At 73.7% G+C, this 19,429-nt stretch carries 18 protein-coding genes; 8 read left to right on the top strand and 10 right to left on the bottom strand.

The window, feature by feature from the left end; all coding sequences use genetic code 11:
- The 4 genes from VM95_RS33855 to VM95_RS33870 all read left to right on the top strand — a co-directional run.
- Positions 1-376 (top strand): DUF8189 domain-containing protein (locus tag VM95_RS33855; protein WP_045704257.1); only part of this gene is annotated, 376 nt, incomplete at its 5' end.
- A 172-nt stretch (positions 377-548) separates the two neighbouring features.
- Positions 549-1,316 (top strand): FHA domain-containing protein, encoded by a 768-nt coding sequence (locus VM95_RS33860; RefSeq protein WP_045704259.1) that lies wholly within the window; start codon positions 549-551, stop codon positions 1,314-1,316.
- 11 nt (positions 1,317-1,327) lie between these two features.
- Positions 1,328-2,692, top strand: coding sequence for a serine/threonine-protein kinase (locus tag VM95_RS33865; RefSeq protein WP_045704262.1), 1,365 nt, complete (start codon positions 1,328-1,330; stop codon positions 2,690-2,692).
- 117 nt (positions 2,693-2,809) lie between these two features.
- The gene (locus VM95_RS33870) at positions 2,810-3,880 is read left to right on the top strand and encodes an AfsR/SARP family transcriptional regulator (protein WP_045704265.1); all 1,071 of its coding nucleotides are present in this window, start codon (positions 2,810-2,812) and stop codon (positions 3,878-3,880) included.
- Positions 3,881-3,903: 23 nt separating this feature from the next.
- On the opposite strand, the gene VM95_RS33875 is transcribed toward VM95_RS33870, so the two are convergent.
- The 3 genes from VM95_RS33875 to VM95_RS33885 form a co-directional block, all read right to left on the bottom strand.
- Positions 3,904-4,995, bottom strand: a complete 1,092-nt coding sequence (locus VM95_RS33875; RefSeq protein WP_045704267.1) for an alpha/beta hydrolase — start codon at positions 4,993-4,995, stop codon at positions 3,904-3,906.
- Positions 4,996-5,102: 107 nt separating this feature from the next.
- Positions 5,103-7,550: a penicillin acylase family protein gene (locus tag VM95_RS33880; RefSeq protein WP_045704269.1), complete on the bottom strand. Its 2,448-nt coding sequence runs from the start codon at positions 7,548-7,550 to the stop codon at positions 5,103-5,105.
- A 117-nt stretch (positions 7,551-7,667) separates the two neighbouring features.
- Positions 7,668-8,336 (bottom strand): cutinase family protein, encoded by a 669-nt coding sequence (locus tag VM95_RS33885; RefSeq protein ID WP_045704271.1) that lies wholly within the window; start codon positions 8,334-8,336, stop codon positions 7,668-7,670.
- Between the two features lie 184 nt (positions 8,337-8,520).
- Here VM95_RS33885 and VM95_RS33890 point away from each other — a divergent pair, with 184 nt between their 5' ends.
- A complete protein-coding gene (locus VM95_RS33890; protein WP_045704273.1) occupies positions 8,521-9,351 on the top strand; it encodes an ATP-grasp domain-containing protein in 831 nt (276 codons plus the stop codon).
- Here VM95_RS33890 and VM95_RS33895 read toward each other — a convergent pair.
- From VM95_RS33895 to VM95_RS33920, 6 genes are all read right to left on the bottom strand, one after another.
- A complete protein-coding gene (locus VM95_RS33895; RefSeq protein ID WP_045704275.1) occupies positions 9,338-10,204 on the bottom strand; it encodes an NAD-dependent protein deacetylase in 867 nt (288 codons plus the stop codon). The genes VM95_RS33890 and VM95_RS33895 overlap by 14 nt on opposite strands.
- A gap of 43 nt (positions 10,205-10,247) precedes the next feature.
- Positions 10,248-10,709, bottom strand: coding sequence for a hypothetical protein (locus VM95_RS33900; protein WP_045704277.1), 462 nt, complete (start codon positions 10,707-10,709; stop codon positions 10,248-10,250).
- A 179-nt stretch (positions 10,710-10,888) separates the two neighbouring features.
- Positions 10,889-12,739 carry an Ig domain-containing protein gene (locus VM95_RS43870; protein ID WP_063889780.1) on the bottom strand — a complete coding sequence of 617 codons (1,851 nt, stop codon included), beginning with the start codon at positions 12,737-12,739 and terminating at the stop codon, positions 10,889-10,891.
- Between the two features lie 431 nt (positions 12,740-13,170).
- Complete coding sequence (locus tag VM95_RS33910; RefSeq protein ID WP_045704279.1) at positions 13,171-13,572, bottom strand: pyridoxamine 5'-phosphate oxidase family protein; 402 nt, start codon at positions 13,570-13,572, stop codon at positions 13,171-13,173.
- A 66-nt stretch (positions 13,573-13,638) separates the two neighbouring features.
- A complete protein-coding gene (locus VM95_RS33915) occupies positions 13,639-14,277 on the bottom strand; it encodes an MBL fold metallo-hydrolase (protein ID WP_045704281.1) in 639 nt (212 codons plus the stop codon).
- A complete protein-coding gene (locus VM95_RS33920) occupies positions 14,277-15,362 on the bottom strand; it encodes an S-(hydroxymethyl)mycothiol dehydrogenase (RefSeq protein WP_045704283.1) in 1,086 nt (361 codons plus the stop codon). Before VM95_RS33920 ends, VM95_RS33915 begins: the two co-directional genes overlap by 1 nt.
- Before the next feature lie 759 nt (positions 15,363-16,121).
- Between VM95_RS33920 and VM95_RS33925 the strand changes: the two genes are divergently transcribed.
- The 3 genes from VM95_RS33925 to VM95_RS33935 all read left to right on the top strand — a co-directional run bounded on the left by VM95_RS33925 (position 16,122) and on the right by VM95_RS33935 (position 19,011).
- Positions 16,122-17,342, top strand: coding sequence for a cytochrome P450 (locus tag VM95_RS33925; RefSeq protein WP_045704285.1), 1,221 nt, complete (start codon positions 16,122-16,124; stop codon positions 17,340-17,342).
- Entirely contained in the window at positions 17,339-17,650 is a 312-nt protein-coding gene (locus tag VM95_RS44860; RefSeq protein ID WP_078860960.1) for a ferredoxin, read from the top strand. The genes VM95_RS33925 and VM95_RS44860 overlap by 4 nt, the downstream gene beginning before the upstream one ends.
- A gap of 158 nt (positions 17,651-17,808) precedes the next feature.
- A complete protein-coding gene (locus VM95_RS33935) occupies positions 17,809-19,011 on the top strand; it encodes an MFS transporter (RefSeq protein WP_045704287.1) in 1,203 nt (400 codons plus the stop codon).
- A gap of 21 nt (positions 19,012-19,032) precedes the next feature.
- On the opposite strand, the gene VM95_RS33940 is transcribed toward VM95_RS33935, so the two are convergent.
- Positions 19,033-19,429: hypothetical protein (locus VM95_RS33940; protein ID WP_045704290.1), on the bottom strand; the 397-nt coding region annotated here is incomplete at its 5' end.

Below are 19,429 nucleotides of genomic sequence, written 5' to 3' on the forward strand. Positions count from 1 at the left end.
CTTCGCCTCCGGACCCAAGGGCGTCTACCACAAGTACCAGACCAACCCCACCACCTGGTCCGACTGGGAACCCGCCGCAGGCCCCGCCGACTCCCAGCTGACCAGTGAGCGCGCACCGGACGGCCGGGTGGAGGTGTTCGCCATCAACGGCAGTACGGCGCAGCACATCTGGCAGACCGGCGTCAACGCTCCGTACGGTCCGTGGGAGACCTTCGGCGGCGCCGGTACCGAGGTCGGAGCGGCCACCAACGCGGACGGCCGGATCGAGGTGTTCGGCACCAGCAGCGCCGGCGTCTACCACAAGTGGCAGACCGGCTTCTCCACCTGGTCCGACTGGGCCTGGCTCAACACGACCGCCGGACCCGCCGTCAACTGACCGCACCGGTGGCCCGGGCGGGAGCACCCACGCGTGCTCCCGCCCGGGCCGTTGCCCCTTCGAGTGGTCTGCGCCACCCTGCGGTTTATTGTCATGCACAAGGAGGTACCGTTTCGTCCGAGACAACGGTGAGCATGCGAAACGGGGCAGTGGTGCGCGGGACGGGGGTACGGTGAGCGGCATTCTCGTCCACCTGCCGGAGGGGAACGGCGACGAGGCCGTCACCCTGCGGCTCGGCCCGGGAGAGCGGGCGCGCTTCGGCCGCGGCTCCGCGGGCACCCCGGTGGAGCTCCGGCTCGGCGACGAGACGGTCTCCCGGCTCGCCGGCGAGATCCACGCGACCGACGACCACTGGCAGTTGAGCAACCTCAGCAGCACCCACGCCTACCTGGTCGAGAACCCGGAGGGCGCCGGCGAGTACCTGCGGGTGCCGCCCCGCCGGATCGGCGCGCCGATCCCGTTCGAGTTCTCCCGGGTGGTGCTGCCGTCGCGGCGGGAAACCCCGCTGTGCTTCCAGGTGTTCGCGCCCGACCACGTCTACCTGGACCCGCACGCCCGCGGCGCCGGCTCCTGGGAGAGCCGCACCATGACGGCGTACTCGCTGGACGAGACCGCCACCTACTTCCTGGTCCTGGTCGCGCTCTGCGAACCGTGGCTGCGCGACCGGTCCCCCGCCGCCGTGCCCACCACCCCGCAGGTGGTCGCGCGCCTGCGCGGCCACCCGGCCTGCGCCCGGCTCACCCCCCGCGCGGTCAGCTCGCACCTCGACTACCTCGCCGACGAGAAGCTCCGCATCGACCTGCCCGACGACGCGGCCCGCGCCGACCGCCGCAACGGCAAGCGCGAGGCCGTGGTGGGGCTCGCCCTGAAGTTCGGCATCGTCCGCGAGGAGCACCTCGCGCTCCTGCCGCGCCCGGACGCCGTCGAGCCGGGACGGTGAGGAGTGGCGCGATGACGCACCACCCGGCCTTCCGCGGGTCCGACCAGGAGCTGCTGCCCGCCGGCCACCGGGTCGGCGAGTGGACCGTCACCGAGCCCATCGGCGAGGGCGGCTGGGCGACGGTCTACGCCGCCCGCCGGGCCGGGGGCACCACGGCCGCCGCCGGCCCGGACGACACCGGCGGTGCGGCCGACACCGTCGCCCTCAAGGTGCTGCCGACCGCCGGACTCGCCCCCCGCCAGGCCCGCCAGGTCGCCGAAGCGGCGCGCCGCGAAACCGAGTTGGCCCGTACCGCACCGCACCCCCGGTTGGTCCGGCTGCTCGACTCCCTCACCCTGTCCGCCCCCGACCACCCCGCGCTCGACGGCGCCGTCGTGCTGGTGATGGAACGCGCCCGGGGCACCCTGCGCGACCTGCTCGCCACCGGCGTCGACGAGGACCGGGGCGGCCGGATCATCGCCGGCATCTGCGAGGGCCTGGCCCACCTGCACCGCTCCGGCTGGGTCCACACCGACCTCAAACCCGAGAACGTCCTCATCGGCCCGGACGGCGAGGTCCGCCTCTCCGACTTCGGCCTCGCCGTGGAACTGACCGGCACCCACGGCCACTGCGCCCCCATGGGCACCCCCGACTACCTCCCGCCGGAACGCTGGAAGGAACCGCTCGGCGAGCACGGGATCAAGATCCGGTCCACCGCCGACATCTGGGCGCTCGGCATCGTGATCCACGAGGTGTTCGCCGCCGGCGTCCCGCCCTTCCCCGGCGCCACCCCCACCGCCCGCGGCGCCGCCGCCCAGCAGTACGCCGAAGGGCGCGCCGACCTGCGGCTGGCCGCCGCCGTACCCCCGTTCTGGCGCGCCCTGGCCGCCGACTGCCTCGCCCCCACCCACGCCGCCCGCGCCCCGCACACCGCCGAGAGCCTGCTCGCCCGCATCCGCGCCCACCAGGCCGGCCACCGCCCGCGACGGCGCCGCCCACGGCCGCGCACCGCCCTGGTCGCCCTCGCCGCGTGCGCCTCGGCCGCCGTCACCGCCGCGCTCTGGCCGGACCCGGGCCCGGCCGCACACCCCTCCCGCGTCCGGGTCTTCAACGCCGAGCGCAGCTGCCAGGACCGCGCCGACCGCGACCCCCGGTGCAGCCTCGGCCTCGCCGTCGACCCGCTGCGCCCGTACACCGCCGACAACGTCGTCCCCACCCGCGTCTGGCACGGCGACCTCCTCGACGCCGACTGCCAGCTCCCCGCCGGCCTGCCCGTCATCGACGAGGAGGACCGCACCTCCACCCTCTGGTACCGCGTCCACCTCCCCGGCCCCACCACCGCCTGGCTCCCCGCCGTCCGCACCAAGGACCGCCCCACCCTGCTCCGCTGCCCCTGACGGGCCCGTCGCGCGGGCCGGCCTCCGGATCGTTCCGGATTCTCCGCCCGCCACCGCCCTGACTAGCTTGTCGACGGCGCCCGCCGGACCGGCGGGCCGACAGCCCTGGGAGCAGCGATGCCGACGACCGCCACCACCAGCCGGCCGAGCGCCACGGCGCTCGGCCCTCAGGAACGCGCCGTGCTCCGCGCGGTCGGCTGCGGCCTGCGGGACGACGAGATCGCCGCCGCCCTCGCCCTCTCCGAGGACGCCGTGGCCGGGCACCTCGCGCGGATCCTGGTGACGTTCGGGCTGCGCGACCGGGCCGCGGCCATCGTCCACGCCTTCGACTGCGGGCTGGTCGCTCCCGGCCGCGGCCCCCGCACGCGGGCGGCGGGCCCGGTGCGGCGGGGCGCCGACGGCCGGGCGGCCGGGGCGAAGGTGCGGATCTCCGTGCTCGGACCACTGCGGGCCTGGCGCGACGGGCGGCCGCTGGACCTGGGGCACCTGCGCCAGCAGGCCGTGCTGGCCGCGCTGGCGCTGCACGCGGGCCGCACGGTCAGCCGGCAGGAGCTGCTGGACGGCGTCTGGGGGGCGGAGCAGCCGGTCACGAACGTGGTGCCGGTCCACGTCTACCGCCTCCGCAAGACCCTGCGCCTCGGGGACGACCCGGACTCGGTGATCGAGCACGACCGGTGCGGCTACCGACTGGTCCCCGGCGCGGCCGAAGTGGACCTGACGTGCATGGAGGACCTGGTCACCGAGGCCGGGGCGGCCCATCGGGCGGGCGATCCGGCCGAGGCGGTCCGCCTCTGCGCCCGGGCGCTGGGCCTGTTCCGCGGGGAGCTCCTGGCCGCGCTGCCCGGCCCGCTCGCCGAGTTGGAGCGGCTGCGGCTCAGCGAGCGCAGGATCGCCGTCGCCCAGCGGAAGGCGGCCTGGCAGCTGGAGCTGGGCCGGCACGCCGAGGCGACCGCCGAGCTGTTCGTCCTCTCCGCGGAGCACCCGCTGAACGAGCCGGTGGCCGCGATGCTGATGGACGCGCTGTACCGCGGCGGCCGACAGGCCGACGCCCTGGCCGTGTTCGACCGCACCCACCGCCGGCTGGCCGACGAGCTGGGCGTCGCCCCGAGCCGGATGCTGCGGCGGACGCACGAGCTGATCCTGGCCGGGGACGGAGGCGGCCCGGGCCGCACCGCGGCCGTGCGGTGAGGCCCGGGTGCCCTGCTCGGGGCTCAGGAGGCGAAGGCCCGTTCCAGCCGGGGGATCAGGTCCCGGAGGTCCTGTTCCCAGCAGCCGGCGCTGTGGCCGCCGTTGCACTGGGTGCCCCAGGCGGCGCCGTCACCGTAGTCGACGTAGTGGTAGGGCATGCCCAGGGCGTCCATGCGGTCCTTGACGTGCTTGGAGGCGCCTTCGAGCCAGAACTCCAGGTCGGTGGGCACCCCGCGGCCGTTGCCCACGTAGATGGAGACCCCGACCCCGGCGAGCTTGTCCATGTGCTGCGACGGGTCGACCTCGTTCCACCGCCGGTCCACGTTGAACACCGGGTAGGGCGAGCCGAACAGGGCGTCGCTGTCCACGCCGGGCTTGTACGGGTCGTTCGCGGGGTCGCCGCAGGCGCCGGAGGCCGAGCCGCAGATCGCGCCCTGCGCGTCGATGAGGGAGGCGACGACGGCCAGCCGCAGGTCCATCGAGTCGGCCGACAGGTCGATGTCCCCCGACAGGGACGCGGTCTGGCTGAACAGTTCGGGGTGGTCCTGGGCGTAGTGGAGGGCCCCGAACCCGCCCATGGAGACGCCGGCGACGGCCCGGGCCTTCTTGGTGGCGACGGTCCGCAGGTTCGCGTCGATGAACGGGATCACCTGCTGGAGGTGGAAGTTCTCCCAGTTCTGGGCTCCCAGCTGGGTGTTCTGGTTCAGCCAGTTGGCGTACCAGCCCCGGGCGCCGCCGTCCGGGATGACGGTGATCATCGAGTCGGACATGGTCAGCGCCGGGTAGTTCTGCTGGACGGGGTCGTCGGGCGAGCCGTGCAGGAAGTACAGCACGGGGTAGCGCCGGCCCGGATCGTCGTAGTACCCGCTCGGCAGGATGATCTTGATGTGGTGCTTCCCGGTGACCTCGGGTGTGGTCACGGTGAGGTAGAAGTTCGTCGGGCCTCCCACGGCCGCGTCGACCTGGGTCAGGCCGTACCCGTCCGCCATCCGCGGCGGCGTTCCGGCGGCCCCGGTGCCGGCGGCGGCTTGCGCGGTGCCCGCCGTGGTGGCCGTTCCCACGACGGCGGCCAGCAGGGCCACCACCGTTCGCCACCGGCTGATCGTCCTCGTCACGGTGTTCCCCCTCGTCGTGCGTCGTGTCGTGTCGCGGCGTCTCGCGTCTCGCGTCGTGCCGCGGGCGTGTCGTGTCGCGGGTGTGTCGTGTCGCGGCGTGCGAGCCGTCAGTCCAGGACCTTGGTCTGCAGGACCGGCGAGGCCGCGATCTGGTCCTCGGTGTAGCGCTCGGTCACCCACTGGCCGGCCGCGAACAGCTTGGTCTGGTCCGCGTAGTGCGGCGAGGTCGGGTCGGCCGACTGGGAGTAGGCCAGCAGCGAGGCGGCCTGCGGCGGGCCGTCCGCGGTGAACCGCGTCTCCTGGATGAAGCTGGAGCCGAAGGTGATGTCCATCTTCCCGTCGACCGCGCCGGGGGTGACCACGTTCAGCACGCCCAGTTCGTGGATCGACCCGTGGATCGGGATCTGCTCGCCGTTGCGGGTGATCCTCTGGACGTCCGACAGCGGCGCGTCCAACGCGATGCCCGCGTTGCGCAGCGCGAGGACGGCCCGGGCGAGCGAGTTTCGGACGCTGTCGTTCCCCGCGTCCAGCGAATTGGGCGTGTGCACCGGATCCTTGGGATCGAAGGGGACCCGCCACGGCAGCTTCTCGATCGCCTGCCCGTTGGTCAGGTTGAACCAGAAGTTCTCGAACAGCCAGGAACCCCGGCTGTCCGCCGTGTACTTGTGGTTCCAGGCGGCCAGGATCGGGCACGCCTCACTGATGTTGACCAGGTTGCCCTCCACCAGGACGAGCCCGAACGGCGCGCCCTGGCAGGCGCTCACCGTGGCGTTCAGGGCCAGGTCGGCCGCTCTGCTGTTGTCGGCGAACAGCAACTGCCGCATGGTCTCGGGCGTGAAGCCCCGGCCCGGCAGGCCGTCGGTGCCGTTGATCCGGTTCTGCGCGGTCAGGATCAGCTCCTGGGTGCGGAGCGAGCGCGGTTGCCCGGTGTCGCCCATCACCCGGGGGAAGGACAGCGGCTGCTCGGGATTGGCCAGCCAGGCGCTGTCGTTGGCGTTGCCGACGAAGTCGGAGCGGATCAGGCGTGGTTGCGCGTGCGGGTCCAGCAGTCCGGGCGCGACCGCGTTCGGGTCGTTCGGCCAGTCGCACGCGCTGCGCTTGCCGTCGAAGATGGAGACCGGTGGCACGTTGGGCAGCCGCAGCTGCTGGTTGAACAGCACCTGACCCGTCAGGGTGAGGCAGGACTGCGCGTGGGCGTCGGTGATGTTCGGGGCGGCCTGGATGTCCGCGTAGAGCGCGTTGCCCTTGCGGTCGGAGGCGACGGTGTTGAAGAAGGGCACGCCCTCCGTGGTCTCCAGGGAGTTCACCACGTCGTTGACGTCCTTGGCCTGGTCTAGGTGGAACCAGGTGTTCAACGCCCGCAGGTTGTCCATGTTCGCGTCGCGCACCGCGTGCGCGCTCACCACCCAGGGCAGCTGGGTGCCGAGGATCGAGGTGGTGATCGGGCCGTACCGGGTGGACCAGAGCGTCCTGGTGACCCTGCCGACGGAGCCGTCCGGGTTCAGCACGTCGACGCCGACCTGCTGTGAGGTCATCGGCTGCCAGGTGCCGTCCACCAGGTAGTTGGTCGGGTGCAGCGGGTCCACCTGGACGTCGAACAGCCCGAACGGGGCCACCGTGGCGACGGTGTGGGTCCAGGCGACGTCGTCGTTGTGCCCGATGTTCACGGCGGGCAGGCCGAGCAGGCTGGCCCCGGAGACGTTGAACCGCCCCGGGATGGTCAACTGGGCCTGCCACATCCGGTTCTTGCCCTGCCAGGGGAAGTGCGGGTTGGCCAGCAGCATGCTGGTGCCGCCGGAGACCCCCTGGGAGCCCACGGCGAGGGCGTTGCTGCCCATGGCGCCCTGTTGGCGGGCGGCGGCCATCGCCTCGCGGATCCGGTTGCCGGTCTCCTCCGGGGAGAGCGCGGGCTGGGCGGCGGCCGATGCTCCCGGGGGTGCGGCGTTCACTTCGCCGTCCAGCAGCGGATCGGCGCTGCCCATGATGATCTCGGCGTGCGCGTGCCGGTAGACGTCGAGCTCGGTGATCGGCCGCACCCAGGCCGCGCCACGGCAGGCCGGGTCGGAGATGTTGTTCACGCCGGTCTCGGCCAGGTACCGGTTGTACCCCTGGACGTAGCCGCGGATGGCGTCCCTGACCTCCGGCTCCGGGCCCTTGGGCGCGGGCTGGTCGATCAGCCCCTCCACCACGCGGTTGTCGTTGATCCGCTGGAAGTACAGGTCGCTGTTGAGGTTGGTGGTGCTGTTCTGGTTCTGGCCGGGGCTCGCCTTGCCGTCGGGCCCCAGGTAGCGGGACCGCTGGGCGTTGACCATCAGGTAGGTGCCGGCCAGGGTGCAGATGTTGTCCTTGGCGGCGGCGTACCCGTATCCCTTGCCCAGCCCCTCCAGGTCGGCGGCGATGATGTGCGGGATCCCGTACTCGGTGTACCGGATCGTCGGCTTGTCGGGCCCCGGTGCGGCGGACACCGGTGTCCCGGCGGCCGCCGCCGTGCTCATCAGGGCCATCGCGGCCACGACCGCGATCGGCAGCCTCGCCGTGAGTCTCCTCCGTGCCATCGAGCCGTCCTTCCCCGTCGTGCGGGTCCGTGCGTTTGACTGGACACGGCCAGACTAGGGAGGGCCGATGACATCCCGATGAAGCGCCCACGCGCCCGGCCGGCGGGCGTTGCGGGCCTACGCGGGGTACCAGGCGCCGTTGTACCAGACCTCGTTGGCGCTGTCGTTGTGGTGGTCCATGTTGAAGTCTTCGGGGTAGTTGTGGGTGTGGTTGTACGGGTAGGTCCAGATGCCGGCGGACTCGTCGCAGACGTAGTCCCAGTGGCAGATCGTCTTGACGGGGATGTTGCCGAAGAACTTGTCGGCACCGGCGAGCGGGGCGCCGATGAAGCCGCCGAACGGCACGGCCCCGCCGTTGGCCCCGGGAGGGCCCTGCCGCTTGGGGTCCGCGATGAGGATGGCGTTGACGTTGCCGAACGTCTGCCAGTTCTCGGTGACCCACACGTGCACCACACCGGCTCCCAGGGAGTACCCGGCCATCTTGACGTGCTGGTCCGGGCACGCGGCGCGCTGGTCCCGGACCAGCCGGTTCAGCTCGTTGACGCCCGCCCGGGTGCTCGCGCCGTTCGGGATCTGGGTGGGGTACCCGACGTGCTGCTGGATGTTGCCGGTGAACCCGTCGTTGTTCCACGAGCTGCCGGTGCCCCCGACGACGATCGTGTACGTGCCCTCGCACGGGGCGGTCACCCGCGCGGTGGCCCCCTGCGCCGTCGCCCCCTGTGCCGCTGTCAGCCCGACCGTCAGCAGGATTCCCGCTGCCGCGGCCGCGATCCTTCGTGCTCGCATCCGTACCTCCCCACGCAGTCGGCCGCCCCGCCCTCTCCGGTGCGGCGGGCGCTCGGCCGAGACGACAGAGCGACGGTGGCAGCAGCCGATGACATCCCGATGAAGCCCCCCGTCCGGACGGCCCGCTCCCGCATCCGCTTCGCGATAGTAGGCTGAGCAGGAAAGATGATCTTCAGGAGAGCTCATGCCCGCCGCCCGACCCCGTGTCCTGCTCGTCACCGACCTCGCCTACCAGGCCCGGGGCCGCCGCTACTGCGACGAGGACATCCGGCTCTCCGCCCGGCTGCGCGAGGACTTCGACGTCGCCCTGTGCCACCCGCTCGACGCCGCCGCGCTGATGGACGGCTTCGACGTGGTGCTGGTCCGCAACAGCGGCCCGGTGCTCGACTACCGCGCCGGGTACGAGGACTTCCGCCGCCGGGCGCTGGAACGCGGCACCCGCGTGTACAACCAGCTGACCGGGCGGGCCGACATGGCCGGCAAGCAGTACCTGCTGGACCTGAGCGCCGCCGGGTACCCCGTCATCCCGACCGTCGACCGGGCCGAGGACCTCGCGCGCCTGCCCGTCGTCCCCGCGTACGTCGTCAAGCCGAAGCTCGGCGCCGACTCGATCGGCCTGCGTATCGTCCCCCGCGACGAGCTCGGCTCCGTCGCGTACGACGGCGTGCTGGTCCAGCCGCTGATCCCGTTCACCTACGAGGTCTCGTTCTACTTCGTCGACGACGCCTTCCAGTACGCCCTGTACGCGCCCGACCCCGAGCAGCGCTGGCGCCTCGAACCGTACGAGCCCACCGCCGCCGACCTCGACTTCGCCCGCCGCCTCGTCGCGTGGAACACCGTCGAGCACGGCATCCAGCGCGTCGACGCCTGCCGCACCCCGGAGGGCGGTCTGCTCCTCGTCGAGCTGGAGGACCTCAACCCGTACCTGTCGCTCGACCTCGTCGACGAGGCCGCCCTGGAGCGCTTCCTCACCGCCCTCAAGGCCTCCCTGCACGCGCTCGCTACCCGCTCCTGACCCGCCGGGCGGCCTCGGTCAGCACCGCGCCCAGCGGCAGGCCGACCCGGGCCGCGGCGAGCTCGTCCGCCCGGGTCGCGCCCTGGTTGACGATCACCACGGGCGTGCCCGCCGCGGCGGCGCGGCGCACGAAGCGCAGGCCGGACAGGACGGTGAGCGAGGAGCCGAGGACCACCAACGCCTGGGCGGCGTCGACGAGTTCGAAGCAGCGCCGGACCCGGGGCTCGGGCACGCTCTCGCCGAAGAAGACGACGTCCGGCTTGAGCACGCCCCCGCAGGCCGGACAGGGAGCGACCCGGAAGCCGTCCACCAGCTCCGGCGGCAGTTCGGCGTCGCCGTCCGGGTTCAGCCGGGCCGATCCCGCTCGGAACCCGGCGTTCAGCGCGTCCAGGCGGCCGTCCAGCTCCTCGCGCGAGGTGGTGCGCCGGCAGGCCAGGCACACCACCCGGCGCAGCGCGCCGTGCAGCTCGACGGCCGTACGGGTGCCGGCCGCGTGGTGCAGACCGTCCACGTTCTGGGTGATCACCGCCGCCACGTGGCCCGAGCGCCGCAGCTGCTCCACCGCCCGGTGCCCGGCGTTCGGCTCGGCGCCCGCGATCGTGCGCCAGCCGACGTGGCTGCGCGCCCAGTACCGGCGGCGGGCCGCCTCGCTGCCGGTGAACTCCTGGTACGTCATCGGCGTGCCGCGCCGGCGGCTGCCGGTCTCGCCCCGGTAGTCGGGGATGCCCGACTCCGTCGACAGCCCGGCGCCGCTGAGCACCACCACACCCCGCCCGGCCAGCAGCCGCACCAGCGCCTCCAGGCCGGCCGCGTCGGCGGCCGGGGCGCCGGGACTCGTCGCGGGCACACCCATGCCGTTCAGCCTAGAACCGGGGCCGGGGCGAACGCGAGCGCCGTCAGCCGGTGACCTCGACGGTGACGTCGTACGTCCGCTGCTGCGGCCCGCAGGCCAGGGCCTCGCCGCAGGTGGTGCGGGAGGCGGTGAGGTGGGCCGTGCCGGGCGTGCGGGCGGTGAAGGAGGTGGCGACGGTGCCGCAGCCGCCGCCCGGGCGGCAGGAGGGGGAGGGCGAGGTGGCCGGGCCGGCGGCGGGGGCGAGGACGTCGGGGGCGGTGCTGGTGGCGCCGGACCAGTAGGTGCTGTGCAGCTCGACGGTGACCGTGGTGCCCGCGGCGACCTTCAGGGTGGTGCGGTCGGCGTGCTCGTCGGCGGTGACGGCGGCCGGCGTGCTCGCGGGGGCGGACGGGGCGGCCGACGAGGCCGACGAGGCCGTCGACGGGCCGGCCGAGCCGCAGCCGGCCAGGGCCAGCAGGGCGGCGGCGCAGGTCAGGGCGAGGGCGGCGGGTCTTCTCAGGTTCACAGTGGTTCCTCTGGTGCCGTGGTGCGATCAGTGCCGAGCAGTACCGAAGCAGTACCGAAGCAGTACCGACGTGGTGCCGGTTCGACGCACCGGAGGCCGGATCGGATCCCCCCGGAAGCGGAAAGAGCGCGCCGGGGCGGGCACGTGGCCCACCCCGGCGGCTCGGGCGAGGGTGATCGTCAGGAGACGGTCACGTCGTCGTAGTAGGTGTAGGTCGCGTCACCCGCGTAGTTGTCGTCGTGGTTGCTCAGGGTGAGCGTGTACGAGTGCCCGGGGGTGACGGTCGCGGTCTGGTTGGTCCAGGTCGCGGCGGAGGAGCAGGTCTTGGCGAGGACCGTGGTGGTCGTGCCGGTGGTGTTGTCCTTCAGGGTGGCCGTCGCCCAGTCGTAGGTCAGGGTGTCCGGGCAGGTGTTGCTGTACCAGAAGGACAGCTTGCTGGAGCCGGTCGGCGCGGTGAAGGTCTGCGCGGCGGTGGAGTCCGTGCTGGGGCTGGTGGAGCCGAGCTGCAGGCCGTAGCTGCCGGTGTGGGCGGCCGCGGCGGGCGTGGTGGCGGTGCCGGTGGTGGTCCAGCCGGTGGTGTTGCCGTTCTCGAAGCCGCCGTTGGTGACGGCGTTGCCGCCGCCACCGCCGGTGGACTCGGTCCAGGTGAAGCTGGTGCTGCCGGCGGCGCCGGTGGTGTCCTTCGCGGTGACCGTCACGCTGGCGGTGCCGGAGGCGGTCGGCGTGCCGGAGATCAGGCCGGTCGAGGAGTTGATCGACAGGCCGGCGGGCAGGCCGGTGGCCGAGTAGGTCAGGGTCTGGCCGGAGGCCGAGTCGCTGGCGCTGATCTGCAGGCTCGCCGCGGTGCCGACGGTCCCGGTCTGGTTGCCCGGGTTGGTGACGGTCACGGTGTTGCCGTGGGTCAGGATCGCGTGCGAGATCGCGCAGGAGTTGGTGTCGTTCGACCAGCTGGCCTGCTCGGCGTAGGAGCCGAAGGCGCCGAAGGAGATGTTCGCGGCGCCGCCGGTGGAGCCCGGCTTGATCCAGGCGCACTCGTCGGAGTTCTCCTGGCCGTTGTACGAGCTGCCGGACACGTGGTTGGTCCAGCCGCCGGCCGGGTTCTGGTCGGACATCATCTCGTGCCACTCGTGGCCGAGGGTCATCGTCCAACCGTCCAGGGTGCCGGGCGAGTTGACGAAGCCGACGCCGCAGTTGGCGCCCGCGTCGATGTTGTACGGCTGGTTCGAGAACGCGATGTCGCCGTAGGGCGAGCTCGCCGCGCCACCGGTGAGGGTGGTGTCGCCGTTCCAGTCGTGCCAGGCGCAGTACCCGGTGGTCGGGTTCTGGTAGTCGTCCGGGTTGGTGCCGTGCGGCGACAGGACGATGTAGTACGCGTCGCGGTTGGCGGCGGCGGTGGTGTTGCCGAAGTGGCCGGCGGCCTTGACGGCCTCCTGGGCGAGCTGGTTGCCGGTCGCCTGGGACGGCGAGGCGGCCGCGTTGTCGTACCAGACGCCGGACAGCACGCCGCCGCTCTGGTACGGGATGAAGTTGGCGTTGGACGGGCAGCTGACGGCGCCGGAGGCGACGTTCGGGCCGTCGCACCACTGCGTCAGGTCGGCCGACCAGGTCTCGCCGTTGGTGCCGATGCCCTTGAACATCTGCTGGGTGGCACCGGCGGCGCCCGCCGAGTCGCCCGAGAACTTGGCGTTGCCGTTGGCGTCGGTGGTCTGGGTGCCCCACTGGGTGCCGTAGAAGATCAGGTAGACCTTGGAGTGGCCGCTCTGCACGCCGATGCCGTCGACGCCGCCGCCGTAGGACAGCGTCTGCTGGCCGGTGGCCGCCGCCTGGTTGTGCGCGGCGAGCCACTGCTTGTAGTTCTCGTGCTGCTGCTTGCCCGGCACCGCGCCGTGGCGGTACGGGTGCCCGGCCTGCGGGCTCCAGGGGTTGAACTCGTTGGCCGTGCTGTTGCTCGGGATGCCGGGGATGTCCTGCGCGGCGGCAGGCCCGGCAGCGCCGGCGAGACCGGCGGCGGCGAGCGCCAGGGACGCCATTCCGGTGAGCGTCGCGTACTTCGCACGCCGCAGTCTGCGGGAGTGACCCATGGTGAGGGTGCCTCTCTCGTACCGATCGCCCGGCCGGCCGGGGAGCCGGCGGACGATCCCTTTGTGGGGAAGGGCAGACGGCGAATTCCGCCGGAGGCCAATCCGGTTCGATGAGTCCGCACACCCGGAATTGACCACCCGTCGGTGGGGGCCGCCTGCTGGGCATGAAGGAAAGCAGAGCTGATGAACACCGGTCAATGGAAAAGGGTAAGGACTCATTAAGAACGGCATCCGGGCAGGTGGGAGCCCATGGAGTGCCCCGCCGACGTCCAAGTTGACGCGCGTAACCATTCACTGAATGACGGTCGGGAGATTGTTTCCGTATTCACCGTGACGGCACTTCCGGAAAGCTCGTGGGAAAGGCGGTGGGCGTGTGCCGCTCAGCCACGCCCGAGGACGCGGTCGACCGCGATCTCGATGACCACCCGATCCGGGTTCTCCCGGGGCGTCCGGTAGCGCGCCTCGTAGCGGCGCTCGGCGTCGGCGACCTGCTCCGGCTCGTCGCGGACGACCGCGACGCCCTCCAGGGTGGCCCAGCGCGCCCGGTCCACCTGACAGACGGCCACCCGCAGGCCCTGCGCGCCGGCCGCGGCGACGTTGCGCGCCTTGCGGCTGGTCCGGCTGGTGATGACCCGGGCCGTGCCGGTCTCCGGGTCGAAGGTGACGCCGACCGGCACCACGTGCGGCGAGCCGTCCGGGCGGGTGGTGGTCAGCGTGGAGATGTGCCGCTCGCGCCAGAAGGCGAGCATGGCGTCGTCGAGGTCGCGCGGGTCCTGGGCCATGATCGGGATCGTACGGCCCCCGGGAGCTCGCGGGACTCCCGGGGGCCTTCGTGGGCGTACGGCGCGTCAGTGCCCGCGGGCGATCCACTCCGGCAGGGCCGGGGCCTCGGCGCCGATGGTGGTCGGGTCGCCGTGGCCGGTGCGCACCACCGTGTCGGCCGGGAGCGACAGCAGCCGCTCGCGGATCGACTCGATGATGGTCGGGAAGTGCGAGAAGGACCGGCCGGTCGCGCCGGGCCCGCCGTGGAACAGGGTGTCGCCGGTGAAGACGGTGCCCAGGTCGGGCGCGTACAGGCAGACTGCGCCGGGGGCGTGGCCCGGGGTGTGCAGCACGGTCAGCTCCGTGCCGGCGACCGCGATCCGCTGCCCGTCCGCTAGTTCGCCGTCCGGCAGCCGCTCGGGGTGGGTGAGCTTCCACAGCGGCAGGTCGTCCGGGTGCAGCAGGATCGGCGCGCCGGTGCGGGCGGCGAGCGCCGGGGCCGCGTCGACGTGGTCGTTGTGGGCGTGGGTGGAGACGATCGCGAGCAGCCGGCGGCCGCCGAGCGCGGCCTCGATGGCGTCGGCGTCGTGCGCGGCGTCGATCACCACGGCCTCGGCGTCGTCGCCGACGATCCACACGTTGTTCTCCACCTCCCAGCTGCCGCCGTCGAGTTCGAAGGTCCCGGCGGTGACGAGCCGGTCGATCCGGGCGGTCCCCGCGGCCATCAGAAGACCACCACCGAGCGGAGCACGTCACCGTGGTGCATGCGCTCGAACGCCTGCTCCACGCCGCCGAGTTCGATGGTCTCGGTGACGAAGGCGGCGAGGTCCAGGCGGCCCTGGAGATGGAGGTCGATGAGCATCGGGAAGTCCCGCGAGGGCAGGCAGTCGCCGTACCAGGAGGACTTGAGCGCGCCGCCGCGGCCGAACACGTCCAGCAGCGGGAGCTCCAGCGTCATCTCCGGCGTCGGCACTCCGACCAGGACGACGGTGCCGGCGAGGTCGCGGGCGTAGAAGGCCTGCCGGTACGTCTCGGGGCGGCCGACCGCCTCCACCACCACGTCCGCGCCGTTGCCGCCGGTCAGCTCCCGGATCGCCTCGACCGGGTCGGTGGTGCGGGAGTTGACGGTGTGGGTGGCGCCGAGCCGGACCGCCGTCTCCAGCTTCCGGTCGTCGATGTCCACCGCGATGATCCTCGACGCGCCGGCCAGCCGGGAGCCCATCACGGCCGCGCCGCCGACGCCGCCGCAGCCGATCACCGCGACGGTGTCGCCGCGGCCGACGTTGCCGGTGTTGATCGCGGCGCCGAGGCCCGCCATCACGCCGCAGCCCAGCAGGCCGGCCACGGCCGGCTCGGCGGCGCCGTCCACCTTGGTGCACTGCCCGGCCGCGACCAGGGTCTTCTCGGCGAACGCGCCGATGCCCAGCGCCGGGGACAGCTCGGTGCCGTCCAGCAGCGTCATCTTCTGCTTCGCGTTGTGGGTGGCGAAGCAGTACTGCGGGCGACCGCGCTTGCAGGCACGGCACTGGCCGCACACCGCACGCCAGTTGAGCACCACGAAGTCACCGGGCGCGACCTCGGTGACGCCCTCGCCGACCGACTCCACGATGCCCGCGGCCTCGTGGCCGAGCAGGAACGGGAACTCGTCGTTGATGCCGCCCTCCCGGTAGTGGAGGTCGGTGTGGCAGACGCCGCAAGCCTGAATCCGGACCACCGCCTCCCCCGGCCCCGGGTCCGGCACGACGATCGTGGTCACCTCCACGGGCGCGCCCTTGGCGCGCGCGATGACTGCCTTGACCTGCTGGGCCATCCGATCCCACCTCCGTCCGCCGGTGCTGCTCCGCACCGGCCCGTCCTGCCGCGTTCGGTGGCGGCGCCGCGGCTCGTGCCACGGAACCACCGACCACGAAGCGTAGCGCCCGGCTCCGCGGACGCCGCCGGAGCGACGGCGGTGATCCGGCCCGCCGCACATGCCGGTGGCATGCGCCGCCGCTCACCGGCGCCGCACCCGCCGCCGACCGGCGCACCCCGGCGACGGCGGCGCGCGGGCGACGCCGAGCGCCCGTCAGCGCGCCCCGGACCGGCTCGGACCGGCCGCCGCGGTAGCCGGAACCACCCCGTGAACCACCGCCGTTGGCTGGAACTGCCGCAGACGGGCGGCCCGCCGCCCACGTACGGTCGTCGTAGCGGAAGCGGTTCACCCGACCACGCTCAGCACACCCGCCCCACCTGACGGCGCGCCATCGCGCGCCACCCGCGCCGGGGATCCCCGGGGACGTTCCGCGGACGTTCCGGGCACGTACCGACCGTACGCGCCCGCACGTTTCGCGCCACCGCCCCGGCCGGAGACCCCTGCCCCAGCAGCCCGCCGAGACCACCCCGACGCACCGATTCCCCGTCAGCACCGATTCCCCGACGCACCGAGTCCCGTCAGCACACGCCACCACGCACCACGCACCGCGCGTCTCGCCCGACGCCCCGGCCCGCCGCGCCACCCGTCCCCCGCACCATCCCGGTTCCCCCCGCCGGGCCGCCCCCGCGGCCCATCGCCCTGGAGTCTGGAGTACGGATGTCCGCCGAGAACAGTGCGACCGGTGCCGGCCCCGGCACCGCCCCGCTCGTCCCGCTGCACTGCCTGCGCGCCATGGAGCCCGGCCCGCCCCGGCTCGCCGCGCTGATGACCGGAACCCCCGTCTGGCTGGTCAGCCGGCACGCCGACGTCCGGCAGGTGCTGACCGACCCCCGCCTCAACCGCGCCGCCCTGCACGCCCCGGGCGCGCCGCCGCTCAAGCTGATCCCGAACATCCTGGACGACCCGCAGAGCATCCTGAACATCGACGGCGCCGAGCACCAGCGGCTGCGCCGCACCGTGCAGCGGGCGTTCACCCCCCGGGCCATCGCCCGCTGGCGGCCCTGGGTGGCCTCGGTGGTCGAATCCCTGATCGACGAGCTGATCGACCGCGGCTCCCCCGCCGACATCGTCGCCGGCTACACCCGCCGGCTGCCGATCGCCGTGATCAGCCGGCTGATGGGCCTGGACCACCTGGACGGCAAGAGGCTCGGGCACTGGAGCGACCACGCGCTGTCCACCACCGCCTTCACCGCCGAGGAGATCCGGGCCGCGCTGCGGGAGTTCACCGCGTTCGGCGCCGAGGTGATCGCCGAACGCCGGGCCGCCCCCGGCGAGGACCTGGTCAGCAGCCTGCTCGCGGCCGCCGCCGAGGACGGCACGATCACCGAGCCGCAGCTGGTGGCGCTGGTCGTCGGCCTGGTCGTGGCCGGCCACGAGACCACCATGACCAGCCTCGGCAACGCCCTGGTCTACCTGCTGGAGGACGGCCGGGACGCCTGGCGGCGGCTCGCCTCCGACGAGGCCAGCGCGGCCGCCGCCACCGAGCAGCTGCTGCGCGCCGTCCCGCTCGGCGACGCCGTCGACCACAACCCCGGGCTGCTGCGCCGCACCGTCGAGGACGTGGAGATCGGCGGGGTGGCGATCCCGTCCGGCAGCGTGGTGGCCGCCGTCACCAACGCCGCCAACCACGACCCGGAGGTCTTCACCGGCGACCTCGTCACCGAGCTGTTCTCCCCGCTGGCCGCCCCGCTGCTGACCTTCGGCGCCGGGCCGCACCACTGCCTCGGCGCCTGGCTGGCCCGGACGGAACTCGAGCTCGCCCTGCACCGGTTGGCCCGCCGCCTGCCCGCGCTGCGGCTGGACGAACCGGTCGAGGGCATCGACTGGCGGCGCGGCCTGGTCACGCGCAGCCCGAACACCCTCCGGGTCGCCTGGTGACGGCCGTACCGCGCCGCTCCGGCGACCCGGTGGAGGAGAGCGCGGCGACGGACCCCGGGGCGGACTCCGACGAGCCCGTGGTCGTCCGGGTCGACCGGGACCGCTGCATCGGCTCCGGAATGTGCGCGATCAGTGTTCCCGCCGCGCTGGCCCTCGGGCCGGACGGGCTGGCTCGGCCGCTGGCCGGATACGCCTCCGGCGGCGCCGAGTTGACGCCGGAGCTGGCCGAGGCGGTGGAGTTCTGCCCGGTCGAGGCGCTGGTCCTGCACTCGGCGCGCGGCGGCCACCGGATCGCCCCGGCGGAGTGACGCTCCGCGGGCAGGGGGCCGGGCACCCGCCCGGCCCCCTGCCCGTGTCCGTGTCCGTGTCCGTGTCCGTGCCCCCGAGGGGATCCATGATCCAGGCTCATCGATCCATGCGCGGATCGATCTTGTTCGCCGCTCCACCCGGCTGATGGGCTGGCCGCATGCCGAACCAGGAAACCCTCGCGCCCCCGGCCGCCCCCGCCGCCGTCCCCGCCCACCGCTGGGCCCCGGTGCTCGCCGTCGCCCTCACCACCTTCACCACGGTCTCCTCCGAGATGATGCCGGTGGGCCTGCTCACCCCGATGTCCGACACCCTCGGTGTCAGCGAGGGCGTCACCGGACTCTCCCTCACCATCACCGGCCTGATCGCCGCCGTCCTCTCGCTCCTCACCCCGGCCCTGATCGGGCTGCGCGACCGCCGCACCGTCCTGATCGCCTCCGTGGCCGTCCTCGCCCTCGCCGACGCGCTCACCGCCCTCGCCCCCGACTTCCTCGGCCTCGCCGCCGCCCGCGTCCTGCTCGGCGTCGCCATGGGCATCGTCTGGGGCCTGGCCGCCGGGCTCGGCCCCCGCCTCGCCGACGGCCCGCGCCTCGCCCTCGCCACCACGCTGATCTTCTCCGGCGTCTCGATCGCCTCCGTCCTCGGCGTCCCGCTCGGCACCTACCTGGCCGCACTGGCCGGCTGGCGGTCCGCGTTCTGGGCGCTCGCCCTGCTCGGGGCCGTCTGCGCCGTCGTCCTGGCCGCCACCCTGCCCGCGCTGCCGGTCCACGAGCGCGTCCGGGCCGGCGGCCCGGCCGGCGCCCTGCGGCACCGGGGCGTCGCCGCCGGGCTCGCGATCAGCGCGCTCGCCGCGCTCGGCCACTTCACCGGGTACACCTACGTCCGCCCGGTGCTGGAGGCCGACGCCGGCCTGGGCACCGGCGTCATCGCGAGCTGCCTGCTGGTGTACGGACTCGCGGGCGTCGCCGGGAACTTCAGCCTCGGCGCGCTGGCCGGCCGCCGCCCGAGGACCGCCGTGCTCACCGCGCTCGGCGGCGTCGCGCTGGCCGCCGGGCTGCTGCCGCCCGCCACCGGGAGCCCGGCCGCCGTGCTGCTCGTCCTGGTCCTGTGGGGCGTCGCCTACGGCGGGGTGTCGGTCTCCACCCAGACCTGGGTCCGGACGGCCGCCCCGGCCCTGATCGAGCCCGCCGCGGCCCTGTGGGCGGGCGTGTTCAACGCCAGCATCGGGCTGGGCTCGCTGGCCGGCGGGCTGGTCGTCGACCAGGCCGGCAACCGTGCCGCGCTGCTCACCGCGGCGCTCTGCACGGCCACCGGGTGGCTGCTCGCCGTGTTCTCCCGTCCGCGGCGGGCCGGCGCCTCCTGACGCGTCAGGCCTCCTGCCGCGTCAGCCCGCGTGCCGGACCAGCTGCTCGACGAAGCCGGCCGCCAGCCGGTGCGGCCGGTCCTCCCGCTGGACCACGAGCAGCGAGGAGGGCGGCAGGTCCGGCACCGGCAGGTAGCTGATGTCCGGCCGCTGGACGTACCGGACGCTCGCCTCGCACAGCAGCAGGCCGAGCCGGGTGGTGGCCACCATCGACAGCCCCTCCTGCACGGTGGCCGCACCCGCCGGGTACCTCAGCTCGCGGCCGGCCCCGGTGCGCCGCGGGGCGTTCGCCAGCCGCCAGTACGCGGGCGCCGGGCCGCGCGGCTCAATCAGCTCCGGCTCGATCAGCTCCGGCTCGGCGCCCGGATTGCCCCGACCCTCCTCCCCCCGGCCCTCCTTTCCCCGACCCGCCGCCCCG

Origin of the sequence: Streptomyces rubellomurinus, assembly GCF_000961885.1 — a bacterium.
Classification (GTDB): domain Bacteria; phylum Actinomycetota; class Actinomycetes; order Streptomycetales; family Streptomycetaceae; genus Kitasatospora; species Kitasatospora rubellomurina.